Raw genomic sequence first — 20,828 nt, 5'->3', positions numbered from 1 at the left:
CGCGGGGCGTGTCGTGCGATTCTGCGTCTGCTCGGCGGGGGACTAGACGCCCGCTCGAACCTCTTGCGCCGCGGCGACCATGTTCCGCAGCGAGGCGGTCACCTCGCCGGCGTTTCGCGTCTTCAGCCCGCAGTCGGGGTTGACCCAAAGCCGCCCAGCCGGAACGGCTCTCAATGCGGCCCGCAGCGATTCGGCCATCTCGTTCGTGCTCGGCACCCGCGGCGAGTGGATGTCGTAGACACCCGGGCCCACGCTGTTGGCGAAGCCGATCGCGTTCAGGTCGTCCAGCACCTCCATGTGTGACCGCGCCGCCTCGATAGACGTGACATCGGCATCCAGGTCGGCGATAGCGCCGATCACCTCGCCGAACTCCGAGTAGCACAGGTGGGTGTGGATCTGCGTGGCGTCCGCGACGCCGGAGGTGGCCAACCGGAACGACCCCACCGCCCAGCGCAAATACTCGTCCTGGTCGGCGCCACGCAGCGGCAGCAGCTCGCGCAGTGCGGGCTCGTCCACCTGGATGACCACAATGCCGGCGGACTGCAGATCCACCGTCTCATCGCGAATGGCCAGCGCCACCTGGTTGGCGGTCTCGGCCAGCGGCTGATCGTCACGGACGAACGACCAGGCCAAGATCGTGACGGGCCCGGTCAGCATGCCCTTCACCGGCTTGTCGGTCAGGGACTGCGCATAGGTGGCCCAGTCCACCGTCATCGGGTGCTGGCGCGTGACGTCACCGTAGAGGATCGGCGGCCGCACGCAGCGGCTGCCGTAGGACTGCACCCAGCCGTTCTTGGTGGCGAAGAAGCCGTCCAGCTGCTCAGCGAAGTACTGCACCATGTCGTTGCGCTCGGGCTCACCGTGCACCAGCACGTCCAGCCCGAGTTGCTCCTGCAGCTTGATCACCTCGGCGACCTCGGCCTGCATCCGACGCGTGTATTCGGCGTCGTCTATCTCACCGGCGACCAGCGCGGCGCGGGCCTTGCGGATCTCGACAGTCTGCGGGAACGACCCGATCGTGGTGGTGGGCAGCGGTGGTAGGTGCAGCCGCGCCTCCTGACTGGCCCGGCGTGTTGCGGGTTCGCCGCGATGTGCACCCGAGGCGATGATCGAGTCGATGCGAGCCCGAACCTGGCCGTTGTGCAGACGCGGGTCGTGTTTGCGCGAGGCCACCGCGGCGTTGGACGCTGCGATCTCGTCGGCGACGGCCTCGCGGCCCTCGTGCAGGGCGCGCGCGAGGACGGCAACCTCCTGCACCTTCTCGGCGCCGAACGCCAGCCAGCTGCGCAGGGCGTGGTCCAGGTCGGTTTCCGGCTCGAGCGAGTAAGGGACATGCAGCGTGGAGCACGATGTAGACACGGCCACGGCTTTAGCCGACCCCAGCAGCGTCGCCAGCTTGCCCAGCGCGGCCTGCAGGTCGGTGCGCCAGATGTTGCGGCCATCGACGACGCCGGCCACCAGCGTCTTGTCCGCCAGCTCAGGCACCGCCGCAATCGCGGCACTCTGCCCATACACCAAGTCAACGCCGATTGCCTCGACCGGTGTGCGGGCCAACCCGGCCAACGCGGGGCCGGGGTCGCCGAAGTAGGTGGCGACATAGATGGCCGGCCGATTGCTCAGCGATCCCAGCGCGCTGTAGATGCGCTCGGCCAGCGCTGGCGCGTCGGGGGAGATGTCGCTCACCAGCGCCGGCTCGTCGAGCTGGACCCATTGCGCACCGCTGTCGGCGAGCAAGGACAGCAGTTCGCAGTAGAGCGGAAGCAGCTCTTCGAGACGCTCGATCGGTGCCGTCGCACCGTCGACGGCCTTGCTCAGCAACAGGAAGGTGACTGGCCCGATGACAACGGGACGTGCCGGGATACCCTGTTCTTGTGCCTCTTTCAGCTCGGAGAGCACCTTGTCGGGATTCAGTGTGAAGCGGGTCGACGGCCCGATTTCTGGAACCAGGTAGTGGTAGTTGGTGTCGAACCACTTCGTCATCTCCAGCGGCGCGATGTCGTCGTTGCCCCGCGCGGCGGCAAAGTAGCGGTCCAGGTCGTCGGAGACCTTGCGTACCCGCTCCGGCAACGCGCCCAGCAGAACCGCCGTGTCGAGCATCTGGTCGTAGTAGGAGAAGGTGTTCACCGGCACCGAGTCCAGGCCGGCTGCGGCCAGGTCCGACCAGGTGTCGCGGCGTAGGGTGGCCGCGACGGACTCCAGGTCGGATCGGCTGACGCGCCCCGCCCAGTAGCGCTCGGTTGCGCGCTTGAGTTCGCGGTGCGGGCCGATGCGCGGCGTGCCGGTAATGGTTGCGGTGAATGGCTGACGACTTACAAGCTGGGTCACGAGCTCGTCCTATCGAATCGACGGAGGCCTCACCGCCCGCGAACGCACAGCCGATCCGGGTTGCGGTGCACACGTCTGACGCGTTAACCACAACCGCGACGGCCAAACGCCCTCTCCACGAGGCGATGAGCCGCCGGACGCGGCGCGCCCGGCACAGCTGGCAGGTCTTCGGACTCACAGGCACGCACCCGGTGGGTGCTCCTACTGGCCGTCGCTTCCCAGTCTCAGATCTGTGAGGCCCAGTGCTATATGACGGCGGTCGTTCCTGCATACCGCTGCGGGACAGTCCCGGATTTTCACCGGGTTCCCTCTCGCGAATGCATCATTGCTTCGCTCGATGCCGGCGCCGCGTGCTGCGGCGACAGCAGACCAGCTGCGATGTCAAGGTTACTGGCAGGATCGATCGGGCGCGAACGCGAGATAGCCGCGCGGCGCTACGACAGCGCGACGCGGCCCATGATCAGATCGATGATGGGCTTTCCGGGTGGGAACGCCCCGGTGAGCGACGACATCGCGTGCCCGTAGTCCACCAGCAGCGTGGTCCCGCTGATACCGACGGCAGCGGCGCTGTTGAGGAACGCCATGACATCGCCCATCTGTTCCGGGGTATGGACCATGGAGCCGGTTTCGTCTCGGTAGTCCTGCGCGAAGGTGAGCCACAGGTCGGCATTGGCTTGGGCCAACGGGGTGTCCGTCGGACCCGGACAAATCGCGTTGATGCGGATCCCGTTCTTCAGCAGGGGATAGGCCCGCGTTGCCACGTAGGCGTTGATGGCCTTCTTGCTGAAGCCGTAGTGGATGATGCCTTCTGCCTCATGAGCGGCGGCCCAAGCCACGGCCGCTGCATAATCCGGCGCGGCCAGGAAGTCGAGCAGTCGGGGCATATCGTTCTCCCATCCCATGCCCGCGACCGAGGAGATGAAGCAAATCGCCGAGCCGGAAGGGAGCTGGCCGTTGCCGAGCAGGCGTTCGATGAGATGCCGGTGTCCGATGAAGTTGATCTTCATCAGATCTCCACCGTCGGCAACGCCCGCGGCGGAGAAGACCGCGTGGACCGGCCCACCGATCTCCTCGACGGCGGCGTCGATCGAGGCCGGGTCGCGCAGGTCGACATTCAGAGCCTGGGTGACCTGGTAGTTCACCGGCGCGTAGTCCATCACGACAACTTCGGCGCCGAGCTCTGCCGCGGCCTTGGCCGCTGCGGCACCCATGCCCGTCGCGCCGCCGACCACCAGCGCCCGCTTGCCGTCGTACCGGAACCGATCGATTGCAGTCATTGCGCCCCTTTCCGCAGCCCACGCCCTCCCGCCCACCTTATGGAGAACATAAATTTGGTTCAATACCTCAGACTCACGGCATGCTTAGCCGTTGCGAACAGCGGCGCCGCGCAACACGGTGTCGCGTGCGAGGATCAGGGACGGACGATTGCCGACGGCGCGCAGGATGTTCTCCGGGATCCACTGCATGCCGATGACAGCCCGTGCCAGCATCGCGGTGGACGGCGTGTCGATGCTTATCTCGGCCGACCGGATCCCTTCGGACAGAAGCGATTTCATCTGCCGCAGGCGCGTCGGATATGACCATCCCGGGTTGGCAGTGTTGGGTGGCGATTGGCGCATCCAGGCAAGCTGAATCCGGAACTCGTCGGAAAACTGGTCCAGCGCGTTGACGTTGACCCAACTCAGCGCGTCCAGCTTCGCGACAGGCGTTGAATCCGAGCGCAGAACGCTGACCCAGCCGGCTTCAACTTTCTGCCCGAAGGAGCGCATGATCGAGGCGAGGAGCTCGTCCTTGGATCCGATCACCCGATAGACGGTCCCGGTACCGAGGCCGGCTGCCGACGCGATGTCCCTGATCGTGGTGACTTCGTACCCCTTGCGGCCGAACTCCGTTCGCGCCACCGCGCGAACGTGGGCGGACTTGTCGCTCGGGTCGGCGTCCTTGTCGTCGGTCCACGACTCGATGACATCGCTGGCGGCGGCGAACGCGGCGGACCCGTCGAGCGCCCGGTCGGCGGGCGGTCGGGCCGCCAGCCCGTGCAGCATGATTCGGCACATGAGCGCCGACACCTGATCGGCGGAAGCGTTGTGCCGGATGACGTCGAGCCCAACCTGCAGCATCGTCTGGCAGATGCGGTCAGCCAATGTGGGAAGGTCGATATCGGGTTTGATGTAGCCACTCCACCTGGCGGCTCGCAGGGTTTGCAGCATCGCCTCCCTAATCGCGCCCGGTCGTTGCTGGGTCAGCTTCACCAGTTCGGGATCTGCGCTCGGCCCCTCGTAGAACGACATCTGCAGGGCAGCCCGGTGTCGCACGGCACAGTTGGCAATCGCCGACCCCAGCTCGGCAATCTTCTCGGAAACGGGTCGCGAGTCGGCCTCGTCCAATTTCGCCTGCGCGGCTAGCCCAATGCGATTCAGCTCATCCTGATACCGACGAGTGAGCTCGACCAGGATCGCTTCTTTGGATTCGAAGTGGTGGTACAAGCTACCCGGGAGAATGCCTGCCGCATCGGCAATCTCCTGCAGCGACGTTCGCAAGCCCGAGGAGGCGATCAACGATGCCGCGGTCTGCAGGATCTCGCTTCGGCGTGTCCCGGCGTCGCCGGCACTCCTGGATTGGTAGTCGGGCACCAAGGAGTCGGCTTTGGCCATGGCTAGCTGCTCGTCCTCTCAAACCCAAATAGTTGTTGCTGACGGGCGGTGACAGCCCGATTCTAGAGCGTGCTAAGACGCCGGTTCGGTTGTCACGCCGTGGGCTGACCACCGAATCATGCGATGCCACCGCCACCCCGCCTACGCTTTCGATCTCGGCGACCACCTCGTCGGCAACGGTGGTATCGGTGCCGTCGCCGCGCATCGTCGCGCCCAGGTCATTGACGACGACCGAGGCGCCACGACGCGCCAGTTCCAGCGCGTACAATCGGCCCAGCCCCCGACCGGCTCCCGTGACTATCACCACCTGGTCGGTGAAGTCGATCGTGGCCGCTCCTTCTCCTTCGTTCACCCGATTGACTCCCGGCAATGCCGGACCTTACGGTGGAACAGATATTTGGTCAAACCGCTCGAATGCATCGAGGCCGGGATACCTAGGAAGGGCCCGTGGTGACCGACCAGTCCCACCCCGATCGGTTTGCTCGATGGGGCATGCTGGCTTCCGCTCTTTCCGGTCACACTCTGCGGGTGGCCCCGGCGGGGCCGGGCGAGCGAGCGTGGACGGATGGTGTCACGATCTTTCTCGATCCCGGGACCACTGCGCGCCATCAGTTGGCGGCGCTGGCCGTGCAGGCGTCGCTGCTGGCCGCCGGAAGCCTGAAACCGCAGGTGCTGCGGACCCTCACCCGACGCCCCGCGGTGACAAGGCGATATCTGGCCGTGGAGGGCCACCGGGCGCTGGCGGCGAACAACCATTTGTTGCCGACGTCAGTCCGGCCGCTGGTCGATGGTGGCATCGCGGCAGCCACCGAATCGCCCGAGGGTTCCTTGGCTGTGGCGCTGGGGCGAGGGCCGGTCGCCGACCCACCGGAGTGCTTTGGAACCATCCGCTGTCGAATTCTGTTGGCAACGAACCACCGTGGCAGCCGTCGTCGGAGATGGATCGAACTCGACGAGGACGACACCGACAATCCAGCGGCAGCTTCCGACGGTTTCACCAGCTCGATAGGCGGCGGCGCGGTCGGCCGGTTGCTCGCCAGCATGCTGCGGGCGGTGCGACGGCTCGGTGCCGGTGGCCAGCCGGGCGCCAACGCGCCGACGCACCATACCCGTTCGGCCCCCCGGGGCAACGCGGCTGTGTCGTGGACCGGTCCGATGGGCCCAATCGACGGTCCGGCCGGTGAAAGCCTCGGAACGACATACCCCGAGTGGGATATTCATCGACAGCGCTATCGGCCGAACTGGTGCACGGTGCGAGAAGTCCAGCCCGGTGTCGGGGACGCCTCGTTACCGGACGGTGCGGGGGAGTACGGATTGCGCCGGCCGCTGGCCCGCCTGGGCCTGGGGCCAGACTGGTTTCATCGGCAGGTCCACGGCGACGACATCGACATCGACGCCGCGATCGAAGCACGGGTCGGGAGTCTGGCGGGTTCTGGTTCGAGCGAGGCGGTATACATCGACAGCCTGCGTCGCCGGCGCGATCTCGCGGTGCTCCTGCTGCTGGACGTGTCCGGCTCGGTCGCCGAGCCGAGCGTGGCCGGCAACACCGTGCACGAACAACAGCGGATCACCGCGGCGGCGCTGGCTGTCGCCCTGCATGGTATCGGAGATCGACTGGCGCTCTACGCGTTTCATTCCCAAGGGCGATCGGCGGTTAGACTGATGCCGGTAAAGCGTTTCGATGACGCCCTCGACGGGTTGGTGTTGCGGCAACTTCGCGGCTTAGTTCCAGGCGGGTATTCGAGGCTGGGCGCGGCGATCCGGCACGGAGCTGCCGTGTTGGAGAACCGCGGCGGCACATCGCGGCGGCTGCTGGTGGTGGTATCCGATGGGTTGGCCTACGACCACGGTTATGAACGCGGCTACGGGGCGGCCGATGTTCACCGCGCGCTGGCCGAAGCCCGCGGTCGGGGCATGGGGTGCGTGTGTCTGACGGTCGGCGCTGGCACCGATCCGGGGGAGTTGCAACGGGTATTCGGGAGCGCTAGCCACGCCACCGTTGCGCGACCGGAACAACTGAGCCGGGTGGTCGGGCCGTTGTTCCGCGAGGCACTGCGCGCGGGGAATGTCCGGCGACCCGGGGCCGCGGCGTACCTTGAGCCAAATATCTGTTCCGCGCTACGCTGCGCCCAGCTCGGTGTGAAGGAGAGATGAGTGGCGCCACCGGCGTGTCGTCCGTTCTACGTGTCGGTCGGCAACGAGGAACGGGTATTCAAGGCGGCCTTCCGGCAAGGGCTCTCGGTCTTGCTCAAGGGTCCAACCGGGTGCGGCAAGACCCGGTTCCTCGAGGCCATGGCACACGACGTCGATCGCCCGCTCATCACGGTGGCCTGCCACGACGATCTCACCACCGCTGATCTCGTCGGGCGTTATCTGTTGCGCGGCGGCGAAACCGAGTGGGTCGACCGCCCGTTGACCCGGGCCGTGCGCGAGGGCGCGATCTGCTACCTCGACGAGGTCGTTGAGGCGCGGCAGGACACCACCGTCGTGCTGCATCCGCTCGCCGACCACCGCCGGCAGCTGCCGATTGAACGACTGGGGGTAACCCTGGACGCCGCGGCGGGGTTCTGCCTGGTGGTGTCCTACAACCCCGGCTATCAGAGCGTCCTCAAGGATCTCAAGGATTCGACACGGCAGCGAATGGTCGCCATCGAATTCGGCTTCCCGGCCGCCGACGTCGAGGAAAAGATCGTCGCCCACGAGGCCGGCATCGGCCCCGACGCGGCCGCCGAGCTGGTGCGGTTGGCCCATGCGATTCGGCGCGTCGAGGACGGCGGGTTGCGCGAAGTGGCTTCGACGCGGGTACTCATCGCCGCAGGACAACTCATCGCCGAGGGGCTGAGCCCGCGGGTAGCCGCTGGCGCCGCTATCGCCGGGCCGCTGACCGACGACGCCCATGCAGCCGGCGGCCTGTCGGAGATGATCGACGTCTATCTGGCCGGTCGCTAGGCGCGTCATTGACGGTGCGACATTTCCCGCGATAATGTCAGAACAAATTTTAGGTTTTCCTGGACGGCCGTGACGTGCGCGGTGGGCGGGAGCTGAGATTGTCCTACGAGAGCACAGCCGAGCCGATCAAGATCGGCTACCTGTTCGACTTCCGGCTGCCGGAGGGCTACCCGCAGGAGATGCGGGACGACCTCACCCGGCCCTTCGAGTTGGTGTTTGACGAAGGACTGCGTCAGCAGGTGATCGACCGGCCGGTCCAGATCGTGTACCGGGAGGTTGAGGGGCTGCCCAAGGGTACCGTCAAGGCCGTCATCGACGCCTATGGCGAGCTGGTCGACGACGGTTGCCTGGTGGTGTTCGGGCCCCACATCACCGAGAACGCGATACCCACCCGGGAGGCCATCGAAGAGCGTTTTCGGGTCCCGGCGATCAACGTGTGTGGTAGCGATGACTGGTTGGGGGAGTGGACCTTCGCGTTTCCGCAGGGGTCGATGACCGACGAGCCGATTTTCTGGGCCGACCTGCTCGGTAAGGGCGGCCATACGGAGGTCGGCCTGCTGGTCGAGCAATCGCTGGTCGGCGAGAACTATCTCAAGAACTTCCGAAATGCGGTTGTTCGTAAGGGCATTCGCATTGTCTGTGAAGCCCGTATCGCGCAAACCGCCCAGGACATCGGTGCCGCGATTCGTAGCTTGTACGAGGCGAAACCGAGCGCGTTGGTGCATTGCGGTTTCGGCTTCGGGATTGTGTTCGTCAACCCGGCTCTGGCGGAACTGAGCTGGGACCCACCCCGGTTCACCAGCACCGCGTTTCAGAACGCGTGGATCAACCCGGTTATGTGGCAAGCGTTCCTGGGGTGGACCGGTATCGACCAGTACGACGAAGGCAACGGTGTCGGCCAGCGATTCCTGGACACCTACGAGGCGGCGTACGGACGCCGTCCGCAGTATTGCGTGCCGGTGGTGAATCGCGACGTTGCCAACGCGCTGCTGCACGCCTTCGCCGATGCGCATCCGCTGAGCGCGCGCGGTGTGAAGGAGGCCCTGGAGCGGGTGAAGATGTTGCCGGCCGCATCCGGTGCACCCGGGACCAGGGTCTCATTCGGAAAGTGGACCCGGCGAGCCTGGATGGGCGCCGGGTATCTGGTGGCCCGCAGACTGGATGCCGACGGCATCCATTCCCATCTCGTCGATCGCTTTGGTGCCCAATAGCCGTGGCCACCCACCAGACCGCACCGCCCGCCGCTACCCCGGCCGCTGAACGGGAGAACCGGTCCGTGCGGACCTTCGTCTGGACCTCGGTGTGGATTGCCGTAGCCATCGCGGTGCTCGCCGTCGTCGCGTACTTCGCACGCACGGGTGCGGTCTCCGACCGAATTCGCAACCCGGACGTCACCGGCGCTCCCCGTCCGGTGCAGCCGCTGTTCGGCTATCAGCACTGGCTGGGGCTGATGCAGCTGTTCACTGTCGTCGCGATGGCCATCATCGTCACCGTTTACGTGGTGGCGTGGCGCCGGCACCCTCGGCACCCGGTGCTGTTGATGGGCATTGTCACCACGTTGATCGTCTGGCAGGACCCCATCATGAACTGGGCGCCCTACGCCGTCTACAACCCGCAGTTGTGGCACTGGCCCGAAGACTGGCCGCTGGTCTCGCTGTCGCCCACGGTGGAGCCGTTTTTGGTCATTGGGTACATCATGTTCTACCTCGGCCCGTACTTCCCAGCCGTCGCGATCCTGCGCCGAATTCAGGCTCGCCGTCCGGTCGATTCGTTCGTATGGCGCCATCCGCTGATCTGCCTGGCGGCGATCATCCTGCCCATCGGAATAGCCATCGATGCGATGCTGGAGATCTCCCTGGTGCGCACCGGGATGTACATCTACTCGCAAGTCATCCCGTTCGGCTCCGTATTTACCGGCAAGCCATACCAATTCCCGTTCATCTGGGAAACCGTAATGGTGACCTTCGTGATGATCCCGGCGGGCGTGCTGCTCTACCGCGACGACACCGGGCGCACGGTGGCCGAGAAACTGGCGTACCGGGTGCGGCTCTTTGCCGGCCGCCCGACCCTGGGGATGTTCGCGGTGATGTTCGTTCTCATCAATCTCGCCTACTTCGCCTACGGTACTGGCTTCGCCGCAATCAAGTGGACCAGGACTGCCACCTCCGTGGCCTGCCCGTGGCCGTACCCCGAGGCCAAAGTCTATGATCCACAGGGCTTCTACGAGCGCAACGGGCAACCAGGCCCGTACTCGGTGGGAATCTGGTCCACTTGGATGAGCGCTCAGCCCAACGGACGACCGACCGTGGCGCTCCCGGCCGACGGTGGGCGGTGTGCTCCCAACCCATGATCGAGCCATGAGCCAGCCACACAGCATCGTCATCACCGGCGCATCCCGCGGGCTAGGTCTCGCTTCCGCAACGCATATGTATCGGCTGGGCTGGCACGTGGTGGCGGCCATGCGCGCACCCGAGTCCGGCCTTGCGGCGCTGCGGTCGAAGACCGGTGCCGCCGTGGATGATCCGCGATTGATCGCCATCCCGCTAGACCTTACGGACACCGCCTCGATCGCGGCTGCCGCCAAGGCGATCGTGGCGGCGGTCGGGGCCCCGCACGTGCTGGTGCACAATGCCGGGATTTCGGCGGCCGGGATGCTGGAGGAGACACCAATCGACTTGTGGGAGCTGATGTTTGCCACCCACATCTTTGGGCCGGTGTCGTTGACCAAAGCGCTGTTGCCGTCGATGCGGACCGCGGGGCGGGGACGAATCGTCGTGATCTCGAGTCAGGGCGGCGTGCGGGGCATGCCGGAGATCGCGGCCTACTCGGCCGCCAAGGGTGCGCTTGAACGTTGGGCGGAGTCATTGGCCGGCGAGGTGGCGCCGTTCGGGCTCGGTGTCACGGTTTTGGTGGCCGGGACCTTCGACACCGACATCATCACCGACGCGGGGACCGCGGACCACCGTGACTTGCGTGGGCCGTACGCCGCGCTGCACGCCACGGTCGACCGGCGGGGCCGCTTTGCGATGCGATTTGCGCGCCCCCCGGCGCATTTCGCCCGCGCGCTCGCTAAGGCGGCCGACGAGCGCGCACCGTTTGCCCGACATGCCGTCGGACTCGATGCCCGGATGCTGGTGGTTGCTAACCGGTTGCTTTCCAGTAAGGCTCTCCATAGGGTGACCCGTCTGGCGATGGGAACCCCACCCCCCGGCGCTCTGCGGAACGCCTCGGCTACAGAGAGCGACACACATGGCTGACACTGCCACGGTTCGGTTCGAGTCCAAGATGATGATCGGCGGCACACTGGTCGACGGCCAAGCCGGCGCGTTCACCAACATCAACCCGGCCACCGAGGAGCCGCTCGGAGAAGTCGCCGACGCATCGAAGGCGGACATGCACCGGGCTATTGACGCGGCCCGACGAGCGTTCGACGACAGCGACTGGTCAACCAACCGCGCGTTGCGCAAGCGCTGCCTGGCGCAGTTGCAGGAAGCGCTGGAGGCCGAGCGGGAAGAGCTGCGCGAGGAGCTCATCCTCGAAGCCGGCGCCCCGCGGGCCATCACCTTCGGACCCCAGCTGGACGCCCCACTGGCCGACGCGCTGCGTTATCCCGCCCAGCTGATCGACGAATACCCGTGGGAAACCGACTTGGGTGATGCGATAGTCAGCATCACCGGCCAGCTGACCAGCCGCAGGGTCTGGCGCGAACCGGTGGGGGTGGTCGGTGCGATCGTGCCATGGAACTTCCCGTTCGAGGTCACCATCAACAAGCTCGGCCAAGCGCTGGCGACCGGCAACACCGTGGTGCTCAAGCCGGCACCGGACACCCCGTTCAATGCAACCCGCCTCGGCCGGGTGATCGCCGAATCAACAGATATCCCTGCCGGTGTCGTCAACGTCGTCACCGCCTCGGATCACCTGGTCGGCGAGGAGCTAACCCTTTCTCCCAAGGTCGACCTGATCTCGTTTACCGGATCCACCGTCGTCGGGAAACGAATCATGGAAAAGGGCGCCGCGACAATGAAGCGGCTGTTCCTGGAACTTGGCGGCAAGTCGGCCACCATCGTCTTGGAAGATGCCGACTTTGCGATGGCCTGCGCGATCGGCATCGCGCCGTGCATGCACGCCGGCCAGGGTTGCGCCAACCCAACGCGGTTGCTGCTGCCACGATCTCGCTACGACGAAGGTGTGGCGAACCTGAAGAACATCTATGACAACGTAATGCCGGGAGACCCGCAGGACCCGGCGACCCTGTGCGGTCCGGTGATCTCGGACAAGCAGCGCAAGCGGGTACTGGACTACATCCGCAAAGGCATCGACGAGGGTGCCACCTGCCTGGTCGGCGGCCCGGATGCACCTACCGGCTTCGACAAGGGATTCTTCGTTAGGCCAACGCTTTTCGTTGATGTCGATAACTCCATGACGATCGCCCAGGAAGAGATCTTTGGACCGGTGCTGACGGTCATCGGCTTCGACGACGAACAGGACGCGATCCGGATAGCCAACGACAGCTCATACGGATTGGCCGGGAACGTGATGTCGGGGTCGCTGGAGCACTCCCTGGCCGTGGCACGCCGGCTGCGGGCCGGCTTTATCGGCGTGCAGGGTGGGGCTCCCTACGGCGCCGACACACCGTTCGGGGGCTACAAAGACAGCGGGGTGGGCCGGCAGAACGGTGTCGCCGGGTTCGACCAATACACACAGATCAAATCGGTGGGTTACCCGGCTGGGTGAAGGAGACCGGGAGTGCAACTGTTCGACGACCTCGAGGCTTTCGGGTCCTTCGACGACGTGGTCTCCGGCGACGTCCGCGATCCCTACACCGAACTGGCCCGATTGCGACGCGAGGAACCGGTGCAGCGCATCGACATGTCGAGCATGCCGCACGCCGAGTCCAAACCGGTCTTCATCGTCTATCGACATGAAGAGGTCGCGCAGCTGCTGCGCGACAACGAGACGTTCTCGTCGGCAATCATCATCGACGCGTTCGGTGACGTGCTGGGCCGCCACGTCATGCTCGGGATGGATGAGCCAGAACATGGCCGACACCGGTCCCTGGTCGCAAAGGCGTTCTCGCAGAAGGCGTTGGCGCGTTGGGAAGGCGAGTTGGTGCGGAAGGTGGGAAATGACCTGATCGACCAGTTCGCCGTCCGCGGCCGCGCCGATCTGGTGAAGGAGTTCACCTTTGCTTATCCGACCCAGATCATCGCTGGTCTGCTGGGTTTGCCGCGTGCGGATTATCCGCAGTTCCAGCGCTGGTCGATCTCCCTGCTGAGTTTCACCATCAACCCGGAGCGCGGGCGCGTCGCCTCGCGCGCGTTGCAGGACTATCTCACGCCAATTGTCGCGGCACGGCGCGCGGCCCCCCGCCACGATCTGATCAGCGGCCTCGCCCAGGCTGAGATCGACGGGGAGCAGCTGTCCGACGAGGAGATCTTCTCGTTCCTGCGCCTGCTGCTACCGGCCGGCGTCGAAACGACCTACCGGTCGCTGGGAAACTTGCTGTTCGGATTGCTATGCAACACCGATCAACTCGACGCGGTCCGCGCCGACCGCTCGCTGCTGCCACAGGCGATCGAGGAGGCGGTGCGATGGGAACCGCCGCTGCTGACCATCACCCGGGTGGCCACCCGCGACACGGAGTTGGCGGGCGTGCCCATACCCGCCGGCTCCTCGGTCATGCCGATGCTGGGGGCGGCAAACCGGCAAGAGGACCGTTATCCCGATCCGGATCGCTTCGACATCTTCCGTTCGGCTAGAGCGCATATCGGGTTCGGTCACGGGGTCCATGTCTGCCTCGGAATGCATTTGGCCCGGTTGGAGATGCGGGTGGCGCTCAACCTGCTACTTGACCGGCTGCCGAACCTGCGGCTGCACCCCCAGGGTGACGATCCGCACATCCGGGGCCAGGTTTTCCGGTCGCCAACGTCACTTCCGGTGCTGTTCGATGCTTCTTTGGCTGCGCCGAGGTTGCCACGGGAGGCCCGTTGAACGATTACGAATCTGTCGACTTCTTCACCGACGCGGCCCTGATCCCCGATCCGTACCCGTACTTCGCCTATCTGCGCGAGCGTTGCCCGGTGCTGTCGCGACCTGAGCAGGGTGTGGTGGCCGTAACGGGCCACGAGGAAGCCCTTGCGGTGTACCGAGAACCGGCGTTCTCCTCGTGTGTGGCGGTCGCCGGCCCGTTCTCGGGTCTGCCGTTCGTGCCCGAGGGCGACGACATCGGCGCGCTGATCGAGCAGCATCGTGCGCAGATCCCCATGAGCGAACACATCGTCACCCAAGATCCCCCGGAGCACATCCGGACGCGGGGGTTGCTGAGCCGCCTGTTGACCCCCAAGCGGCTCAAGGAGAATGAAGACTTCATGTGGCGGCTGGCCGACCGGCAACTTGATGAGTTTGTGTCGACCGGAAGGTGCGAGTTCCTCGACGAGTACGCCAGGCCCTTTTCTGGGTTGGTAATCGCCGATCTGCTCGGAGTTCCCGCAGCAGACCATGAAGAGTTCCGGGCCGCATTCTCGGGCAGGGTAGTGGGCGGGATCGAGGATGATTCGCTGACGCGCGCGCACAATCCGCTGGAGTACCTCGATGAAAAGTTCACTGCTCATATCACCGAACGCAGGCGCGAGCCACGAGCGGACGTGCTGACCGAACTGGCTTGGGCAAAGTATCCCGACGGCTCTACTCCCGACGTCATCGACGTCGTCCGGCTCGCCACGTTCCTGTTCGCGGCCGGACAGGAAACCACCACGAAGTTGCTCAGTTTCGCGATGCGGTTGATCGCGCAACGACCCGAGCTTCAAGGGCTGCTGCGCGAAGACCGCACCCGCATACCCACTTTCGTCGAAGAGACACTCCGCATGGAGAGCCCGGTGAAAGCTCACTTCCGCATGGCGCGCACATCGACGTCTATCGGTGACGTCCAGATTCCAGCCGGCAGCACGGTAATGCTGCTCCCCGGTGCCAGCAACAGGGACCCACGTAAATTCGAGCAACCCAACGAGTTTCGAATCGACCGGGCCAATGTTCGCGAGCACGTCGCGTTCGGCCGGGGCAACCACTCCTGCCCCGGCGCGCCGCTCGCTCGGGCGGAGGGACGAATTTCGATCAACCGCATCCTGGACCGTACGTCAGACATCTCCATCCTCGAGGCCAAGCACGGCTCACCGCGGGCTTGTCGCTACACCTACGAACCGACCTGGCAGATGCGGGGACTAACCGAACTGCACCTCGAGTTCGCCCCGGTGTGAATCTCCGCCACGCCGCACCCGAAATCACCTGAGCGCGTTGAGGTTGGCAAGGTTGGCCAGCTACCGCCAGAACCTCGGTGAGTCTAGCTATTGAAACCCGACTGGTTATCGCCCGAGTTCATAGCCGCTTGGGTGACCGAGCTGCCGACAGCGGTGTTCACGTCGCCGGAGTTGTACAGGCCCGTGTTGACATCGCCCGAGTTTCCCCATCCCGTGTTGGTGTCGCCCGCGTTGTAGAAGCCCGTGTTCAACGAGCCCGAGTTGTAGCTGCCGGTGTTGCCGCCGGCGGAGTTGCCCACACCCAGGTTCAAGCTGCCGGCGTTCCCGCTGCCGATATTGAATGAGCCCCCGTTCCCGAAGCCGAAGTTGTTGCTGCCGTCGTTTCCGAAGCCCGTGTTGGTTCCGCCCGAGTTCCAGAAACCGGTGTTGGTGTTGCCGGCATTGGCGAAGGCAGCACCAGAAAACTCATCACGCCATCCCTTCCTCAGCAGGCCGCATCACAGCAGTGGCGGCCGCCACGGCCGGCATGAAGACAGTCACCATGGTGGGCCTCCCGCCGACAACACTGGGTCGATCGCCTGGCAACTCATGCACCCTGGCAGCAAAACACTATGACAGTCGCAGGTCGGCATCAGCATTTCCGCTAAATCGTTGGGGTGGTCCACGGCCCGACTTTGTGCTGGCCGGGACACCTACGAAGCGTTGTTTCGAACATCCGTCTACCCCCGCCCCGACACCGTCGAGCGCACTGGTCAACAATCGACTAAAGAAAACTGTGTCCAAAATCATGTCAAAAGGAGATGTGCCATGGTTGAAGCCGTCATCGTCGAGGCAGTGCGCTCACCGATCGGCAAGCGCAACGGCGGGCTATCGGGGGTGCATCCCGCCGACCTGTCGGCGCAGGTACTCAATGGACTCGTCGACAGGGCCGGCATCGACCCCGAGATCGTCGACGACGTCGTCTGGGGCTGCGTGATGCAGGCCGGCGAACAGGCCCTCGACATTGCCCGCACCTCGCTGCTGGCGGCCGGCTGGCCCGAGACCGTCCCGGGAGTCACCGTCGACCGTCAGTGTGGGTCGAGCCAGCAGTCGGTGCATTTCGCCGCGGCCGGGGTGGTGGCCGGTCACTACGACGTCGTCGTCGCCGGCGGTGTGGAATCGATGTCGCGAGTGCCCATGGGCTCGTCGCTGGCCGGCGGCGGGAGACCGCTACCGGAGGCCTTTATGCAGCGTTACGACCGCAAGGTGCCCAACCAGGGTATCGGCGCGGAAATGATCGCCGAGCAGTGGGGGTTCGACCGCACAGCACTCGACGAGTTCTCCCTTGGGTCACATGAGAAGGCCGCGGCAGCACAGGATTCCGGCGCTTTTGACGACCAGATCGTGGGCATCAAGGACCAAGACGGCAATATCGTGCTCAAGGACGAAGGCATCCGCCGCGGCACCCCGATGGAAAAGATGGCATCGCTGAAACCGGCGTTCAAATCCGACGGTGTGATCCACGCCGGCAACTCGTCGCAGATCTCCGATGGCTCGGCGGCTCTGCTGTTTATGTCCGCCGAGAAGGCGAAGTCGCTGGGGATGAAACCGATCGCCAAGGTGCACACCGCGACGTTGGCCGGAGCCAATCCGGTGATCATGTTGACCGCGCCCATCCCGGCTACGCAGAAGGCGCTGAAACGCTCCGGGCTGAGCATTGACCAGATCGGTGCGTACGAGGTCAACGAGGCATTCGCGCCGGTCCCGCTGGCCTGGCTGGGTGACATCGGCGCCGACGAGGACAAGCTCAATCCCAACGGCGGCGCGATCGCGCTTGGCCACCCACTCGGCGGCTCGGGGGCACGGTTGATGACCACATTGCTATACCACATGCGGGACAAGGGAATTCGCTATGGCCTACAGACGATGTGCGAAGGCGGCGGCCAGGCCAACGCGACCATCCTGGAGTTGCTGTGACAGGGGCCAATGGCCAGCCGGCGGCACTTGTCGAGCGCCGTGGCAACGTCATGGTCATTACGATCAACCGGCCCGAAGCCCGCAACGCAGTCAACGGTGCGGTCAGCATCGCGGTCGGGGACGCGCTCGAAGAAGCGCAAAACGACGCCGACGTGCGGGCCGTGGTGATCACCGGCGCCGGTGACAAGTCGTTTTGCGCCGGTGCCGACCTCAAGGCCATCGCACGCCGGGAGAACCTGTACCACCCGGATCACGGCGAATGGGGCTTCGCCGGCTACGTGCACCATTTCATCGACAAGCCGACCATCGCCGCGGTCAACGGCACGGCATTCGGCGGCGGCACCGAGCTGGCGCTCGCCAGCGATCTGGTGGTGGCCGATGAGCGCGCCAAGTTCGGGTTGCCCGAGGTCAAACGCGGGCTGATCGCCGCCGCCGGCGGCGTCTTCCGGATCATGAACCAGCTGCCGCGCAAGGTGGCGATGGAGCTGCTGCTGACCGGTGACCCGCTCACCGCCTCCGAAGCCTGGGACTGGGGCCTGATCAACTACGTCGTCGAGGAGGGCTCGGTCCTGGATGCCGCCCTTACCCTGGCAGCGCGGGTGACCGTCAACGCGCCGCTGTCGGTGCAGGCCAGCAAGCGAATTGCCTACGGCGTCGAGGACGGCGTCGTCGTCGACGAAGAGGCGGGCTGGGCCCGCACGCAGCGCGAGATGGGTTCCCTGATGAGATCCGAGGACGCCAAGGAGGGACCTCGGGCGTTCGCCGAGAAACGGGAACCGGTCTGGAAGGCACGCTGAACGGCCGGGCCACCTCGGCTGGGCCCGGCGGCGCACAGCGACCGTCGCTGTCCGATGAGGCATTGCGGGCGCGGGACACCGGGTTATCTCAGTGCGCCAGGATGTTCACCCCGTACCGGAATGCCGCAGGCAGGTGTGTGCATAGCGGCACCACGGCACGCCGGGCCGCGTGAGGTGTGCTGGCCAGCACCAACCCCCGGGTGAGCAGCCGATAATCGCGGGTAATCCGGTGCCACGCAGCCTCATACGACGTCGGTGCGTCGTCGATGATGGCGCGCACCACCGCGCCGGCCTGTTTGACGGCAAGGCTGATGCCCTCGCCGGTCAAGGCGTCCTCGTACCCGGCCGCATCGCCGACCAGCAATACCCGGCCTGCGACGCGCCGGGAGACCACCTGCCGCAAGGGACCGCAGCCGCGGGCATGTCCGCGGCTGGCCTCTTGCAGATGGTGCGCGAGCCATGGAAACCAGGCGAGTTCGGGTCGTTGGCGGGACAGGATCGCGACGCCGACCAGGTCGGGTTCCACCGGAGTCACGTAGGCCTCACCCCAACGGGACCAATGCACTTCGACGAACTCCGACCACACCGGCACCCGGAAATGCCAGCGCACGCCGTACCGTCGTGGTGTTCCGGCGGTCGCTTTGATTCCGACGGTGCGCCGGACCGCCGAATGCAGTCCATCGGCTGCCACCAACCATTTCGCGCGAATGCCGGCGGCAGTCACGCCGTGTGCGTCTTGCTGAATGTCGGTCACCCGCGACCGGATCCATTCAGTGTCTTGCTCTTTGGCTCGTGCCGCCAAGGCCGCATGCAGTGTGGTGCGTCGCACGCCCCGGCCCGGCCCGGTGCGAAACCGCGCCTCGGCCCGACGCCGTTCGTCCACGTAAGCGATCCCCTGAAACGGCATACCGGCCGGGTCCACGCCGAGTGAGGTGAGCTCGGCCAGGCCGCCGGGCATCAGGCCCTCGCCGCACGCCTTGTCGATGGGATTCTCGCGAGGCTCGGCCACGATCGCCGAAAGTCCATGCGCGCGTGCGTGTAACGCCGTGGCGAGGCCGCCTGGGCCGCCTCCGACGATTAGCAGGTCGGTGTCGTAGTTCGTCATGCGTAGCCCAAAACGGAGTTCTCTACCCGAATACGGACCGTCAGCAAGATCGCGTTGGCCAAGGTGAAACAGAGCGCGGTCAGCCACGCTGTGTGCACCAGCGGCAACGCGATCCCTTCGGCCACCACTGCAACATAATTCGGATGGTGCATCCACCGGTAGGGGCCCCGTCGCACCAACGCGACGTCCGGCAACACGATCACCCGAGTGTTCCACCGCTTGCCCAGCGACTTGACACACCACCAGCGCAGGCCCTGGCTTCCCACCAGCACGGCCAGCATCGGCCAGCCCAGCCAAGGTAGGAAAGGTCGGTGCAGGGCCCACGGTTCGACGATGCAGCCGAGCAGCAGAGCGGTGTGGAGGACAACCATCACCGCATAGTGAGGGCGGCCAAACTCTTTGCCGCCCTGCGCGAAAGACCACCGCGCGTTGCGTTGGGCCACCACCAGCTCCGCCAGGCGTTCGAAGACGACCGCCAGGATCAGCAGGTAGTACACGGCCCTACCACCTGAGCAGCACCAGTTCCGAACAAAACGCCGGCCCCATCGCGATCATCAACCCGATCGAACCTGGCGGCGGCGGATCGGCCATGGTGGCCCGCAACACATCCAGCACCGATACTGACGACAGGTTGCCGTTGTCGCGCAGTGAGTTTCGCGTGTGGTCCAGGGCGTGTTCGGGCAGATCCAACACGTTTTCGACCGCGTCAATCACGCGGGGCCCCCCGGGGTGACAGATCCAAGTCGTCACATCTTCGAGGGCCAGCCCGTGGTCGGCGAGAAACCTGCGGACGTCGTCGCCGAGGTACTTCTCGGTGACGGTAGCGACGTCGACGGACAGGACGATCCGGAACCCGTCACTGCCGATCCGCCAGCCCATGACTTCTTCGGTGTCGGGATAAATTCTGCTGCGGGTTGCCAGCACATGGGGACCGGTGCAACCCGCAGCGGCCCGGGCGGCTCCCTTGGTGACGACGACCGCGGCGCCGTCACCGAAGAGGCTGGTGGCAACCAGGTTGGCCACCGAAGTGTCGTCGCGCTGGATGGTCAACGAGCACAGTTCGACCGCCAGCAGCGCCCCTACCTCGTTGGGAAAGGCGCGCAGGTAGTCATGCATGCGCGCTACCCCGGCGGCACCGGCGACGCAGCCCAGTCCGAATAGGGGAATGCGTTTGACGTCCTGGCGCAGCCCCACTCGCGCCGCCAGTCGCGCTTCCAGCGTCGGCACGGCCAGGCCAGTAACTGTCGTGGAGAAGACGATGTCCACCTCCGACGGTTTGACTTTGGCGTCGTCCAGTGCCGCCAGTAGCGCCCGCTCACCCAGGTCAAGGGCAACCTCGACGAAGGCATCGTTGGCCTCGGTGAAGCCGTGCAGCTGCGAGTAGCGCGACAGCGGTAGCGCGGTGTGGCGGGCCTGGACCCCGCTGTTGAGGGCGAACCGCCGAAACTCCGGGCCGGCGAATTCTGCGAGCGCCCCGATGGTCTGGTCCTGGGTGTGCCGGTGTCGTGGGAATTTCACGGCCAAGCCGGCCACGGCCGGACTATCTGGTGCGGTCTGCCTCGGTGTCTGCACACCGAGGCAGACCGTATCTCCCCCTGTGATCACGTCCATATTGTCAGTTACGTTACCGGCGTCGGATGGGTTCAGATCGTGTCGGCTGGGGACGTTGACCTGCACGCAGTTGCGGGGATCGCCATCCTCGGGCCGTTCCACGGCCCGCTCGGAAGGTTCGGGGTCGCCGCGCTGTGCTGATTGCGTGGCTCCTCCTCGGGCCGTTCCACGGCCCGCA

The 20,828-nt window shown here is 65.6% G+C and carries 16 protein-coding genes, 2 pseudogenes and 1 riboswitch; of the genes and pseudogenes, 10 read left to right on the top strand and 8 right to left on the bottom strand.

Annotated elements, in window-relative coordinates; translation table 11 throughout:
• Positions 1-42: 42 nt before the first annotated feature.
• The 4 genes and pseudogenes from metE to AADZ55_RS17820 form a co-directional block, all read right to left on the bottom strand.
• Entirely contained in the window at positions 43-2,325 is a 2,283-nt protein-coding gene (gene metE / locus AADZ55_RS17835; RefSeq protein WP_085325672.1) for a 5-methyltetrahydropteroyltriglutamate--homocysteine S-methyltransferase, read from the bottom strand.
• Positions 2,326-2,467: 142 nt separating this feature from the next.
• Positions 2,468-2,714, bottom strand: a riboswitch (cobalamin riboswitch).
• A 45-nt stretch (positions 2,715-2,759) separates the two neighbouring features.
• Positions 2,760-3,602, bottom strand: a complete 843-nt coding sequence (locus AADZ55_RS17830; RefSeq protein ID WP_085325673.1) for an SDR family oxidoreductase — start codon at positions 3,600-3,602, stop codon at positions 2,760-2,762.
• Between the two features lie 84 nt (positions 3,603-3,686).
• Positions 3,687-4,979 carry a TetR/AcrR family transcriptional regulator gene (locus AADZ55_RS17825; RefSeq protein ID WP_085325674.1) on the bottom strand — a complete coding sequence of 431 codons (1,293 nt, stop codon included), beginning with the start codon at positions 4,977-4,979 and terminating at the stop codon, positions 3,687-3,689.
• A 100-nt stretch (positions 4,980-5,079) separates the two neighbouring features.
• Positions 5,080-5,304 (bottom strand): annotated as a pseudogene (locus tag AADZ55_RS17820) (SDR family NAD(P)-dependent oxidoreductase); the annotation flags it as partial.
• A 122-nt stretch (positions 5,305-5,426) separates the two neighbouring features.
• Between AADZ55_RS17820 and AADZ55_RS17815 the strand changes: the two are divergent.
• The 8 genes from AADZ55_RS17815 (at position 5,427) to AADZ55_RS17780 (ending at position 15,181) form a co-directional block, all read left to right on the top strand.
• The gene (locus tag AADZ55_RS17815) at positions 5,427-7,133 is read left to right on the top strand and encodes a nitric oxide reductase activation protein NorD (RefSeq protein ID WP_341286221.1); all 1,707 of its coding nucleotides are present in this window, start codon (positions 5,427-5,429) and stop codon (positions 7,131-7,133) included.
• Positions 7,134-7,928 carry a CbbQ/NirQ/NorQ/GpvN family protein gene (locus AADZ55_RS17810; protein WP_085325675.1) on the top strand — a complete coding sequence of 265 codons (795 nt, stop codon included), beginning with the start codon at positions 7,134-7,136 and terminating at the stop codon, positions 7,926-7,928.
• A 98-nt stretch (positions 7,929-8,026) separates the two neighbouring features.
• The gene (locus AADZ55_RS17805) at positions 8,027-9,139 is read left to right on the top strand and encodes an ABC transporter substrate-binding protein (protein ID WP_085325737.1); all 1,113 of its coding nucleotides are present in this window, start codon (positions 8,027-8,029) and stop codon (positions 9,137-9,139) included.
• 2 nt (positions 9,140-9,141) lie between these two features.
• Positions 9,142-10,278, top strand: a complete 1,137-nt coding sequence (locus tag AADZ55_RS17800) for a spirocyclase AveC family protein (protein ID WP_085325676.1) — start codon at positions 9,142-9,144, stop codon at positions 10,276-10,278.
• A gap of 7 nt (positions 10,279-10,285) precedes the next feature.
• A complete protein-coding gene (locus tag AADZ55_RS17795) occupies positions 10,286-11,185 on the top strand; it encodes an SDR family NAD(P)-dependent oxidoreductase (protein WP_085325677.1) in 900 nt (299 codons plus the stop codon).
• Positions 11,186-11,213: 28 nt separating this feature from the next.
• Entirely contained in the window at positions 11,214-12,662 is a 1,449-nt protein-coding gene (locus AADZ55_RS17790) for an aldehyde dehydrogenase family protein (protein WP_119185004.1), read from the top strand.
• 12 nt (positions 12,663-12,674) lie between these two features.
• Positions 12,675-13,919, top strand: a complete 1,245-nt coding sequence (locus AADZ55_RS17785; RefSeq protein WP_085325679.1) for a cytochrome P450 — start codon at positions 12,675-12,677, stop codon at positions 13,917-13,919.
• Positions 13,916-15,181 (top strand): cytochrome P450, encoded by a 1,266-nt coding sequence (locus AADZ55_RS17780; protein WP_085325680.1) that lies wholly within the window; start codon positions 13,916-13,918, stop codon positions 15,179-15,181. The genes AADZ55_RS17785 and AADZ55_RS17780 overlap by 4 nt, the downstream gene beginning before the upstream one ends.
• 86 nt (positions 15,182-15,267) lie before the next feature.
• Here AADZ55_RS17780 and AADZ55_RS17775 read toward each other — a convergent pair.
• A pseudogene (locus AADZ55_RS17775) lies at positions 15,268-15,642 on the bottom strand (pentapeptide repeat-containing protein); the annotation flags it as partial.
• Positions 15,643-15,988: 346 nt separating this feature from the next.
• Here AADZ55_RS17775 and AADZ55_RS17770 point away from each other — a divergent pair.
• Positions 15,989-17,137, top strand: a complete 1,149-nt coding sequence (locus tag AADZ55_RS17770) for a thiolase family protein (protein ID WP_085325682.1) — start codon at positions 15,989-15,991, stop codon at positions 17,135-17,137.
• A gap of 50 nt (positions 17,138-17,187) precedes the next feature.
• The gene (locus tag AADZ55_RS17765) at positions 17,188-17,934 is read left to right on the top strand and encodes a crotonase/enoyl-CoA hydratase family protein (RefSeq protein WP_242670182.1); all 747 of its coding nucleotides are present in this window, start codon (positions 17,188-17,190) and stop codon (positions 17,932-17,934) included.
• 88 nt (positions 17,935-18,022) lie between these two features.
• Here the strand turns inward: AADZ55_RS17765 and AADZ55_RS17760 are convergent, their stop codons facing one another.
• From AADZ55_RS17760 to AADZ55_RS17750, 3 genes are read right to left on the bottom strand one after another with little or no spacing between them, the layout of a single operon-like run.
• Positions 18,023-19,039, bottom strand: coding sequence for an NAD(P)/FAD-dependent oxidoreductase (locus AADZ55_RS17760; protein WP_085325684.1), 1,017 nt, complete (start codon positions 19,037-19,039; stop codon positions 18,023-18,025).
• Entirely contained in the window at positions 19,036-19,536 is a 501-nt protein-coding gene (locus tag AADZ55_RS17755) for an isoprenylcysteine carboxyl methyltransferase family protein (protein WP_085325685.1), read from the bottom strand. Before AADZ55_RS17755 ends, AADZ55_RS17760 begins: the two co-directional genes overlap by 4 nt.
• Before the next feature lie 4 nt (positions 19,537-19,540).
• Positions 19,541-20,686 (bottom strand): type III polyketide synthase, encoded by a 1,146-nt coding sequence (locus AADZ55_RS17750; RefSeq protein ID WP_423202404.1) that lies wholly within the window; start codon positions 20,684-20,686, stop codon positions 19,541-19,543.
• Positions 20,687-20,828 lie beyond the last annotated feature (142 nt).

The organism is Mycobacterium decipiens (genome assembly GCF_963853665.1).
Taxonomy (GTDB): Bacteria; Actinomycetota; Actinomycetes; order Mycobacteriales; family Mycobacteriaceae; genus Mycobacterium; species Mycobacterium decipiens.
The sequence above is the reverse complement of the archived record's forward strand: the minus strand, read 5'-3'. Positions and strand labels throughout refer to the sequence as shown.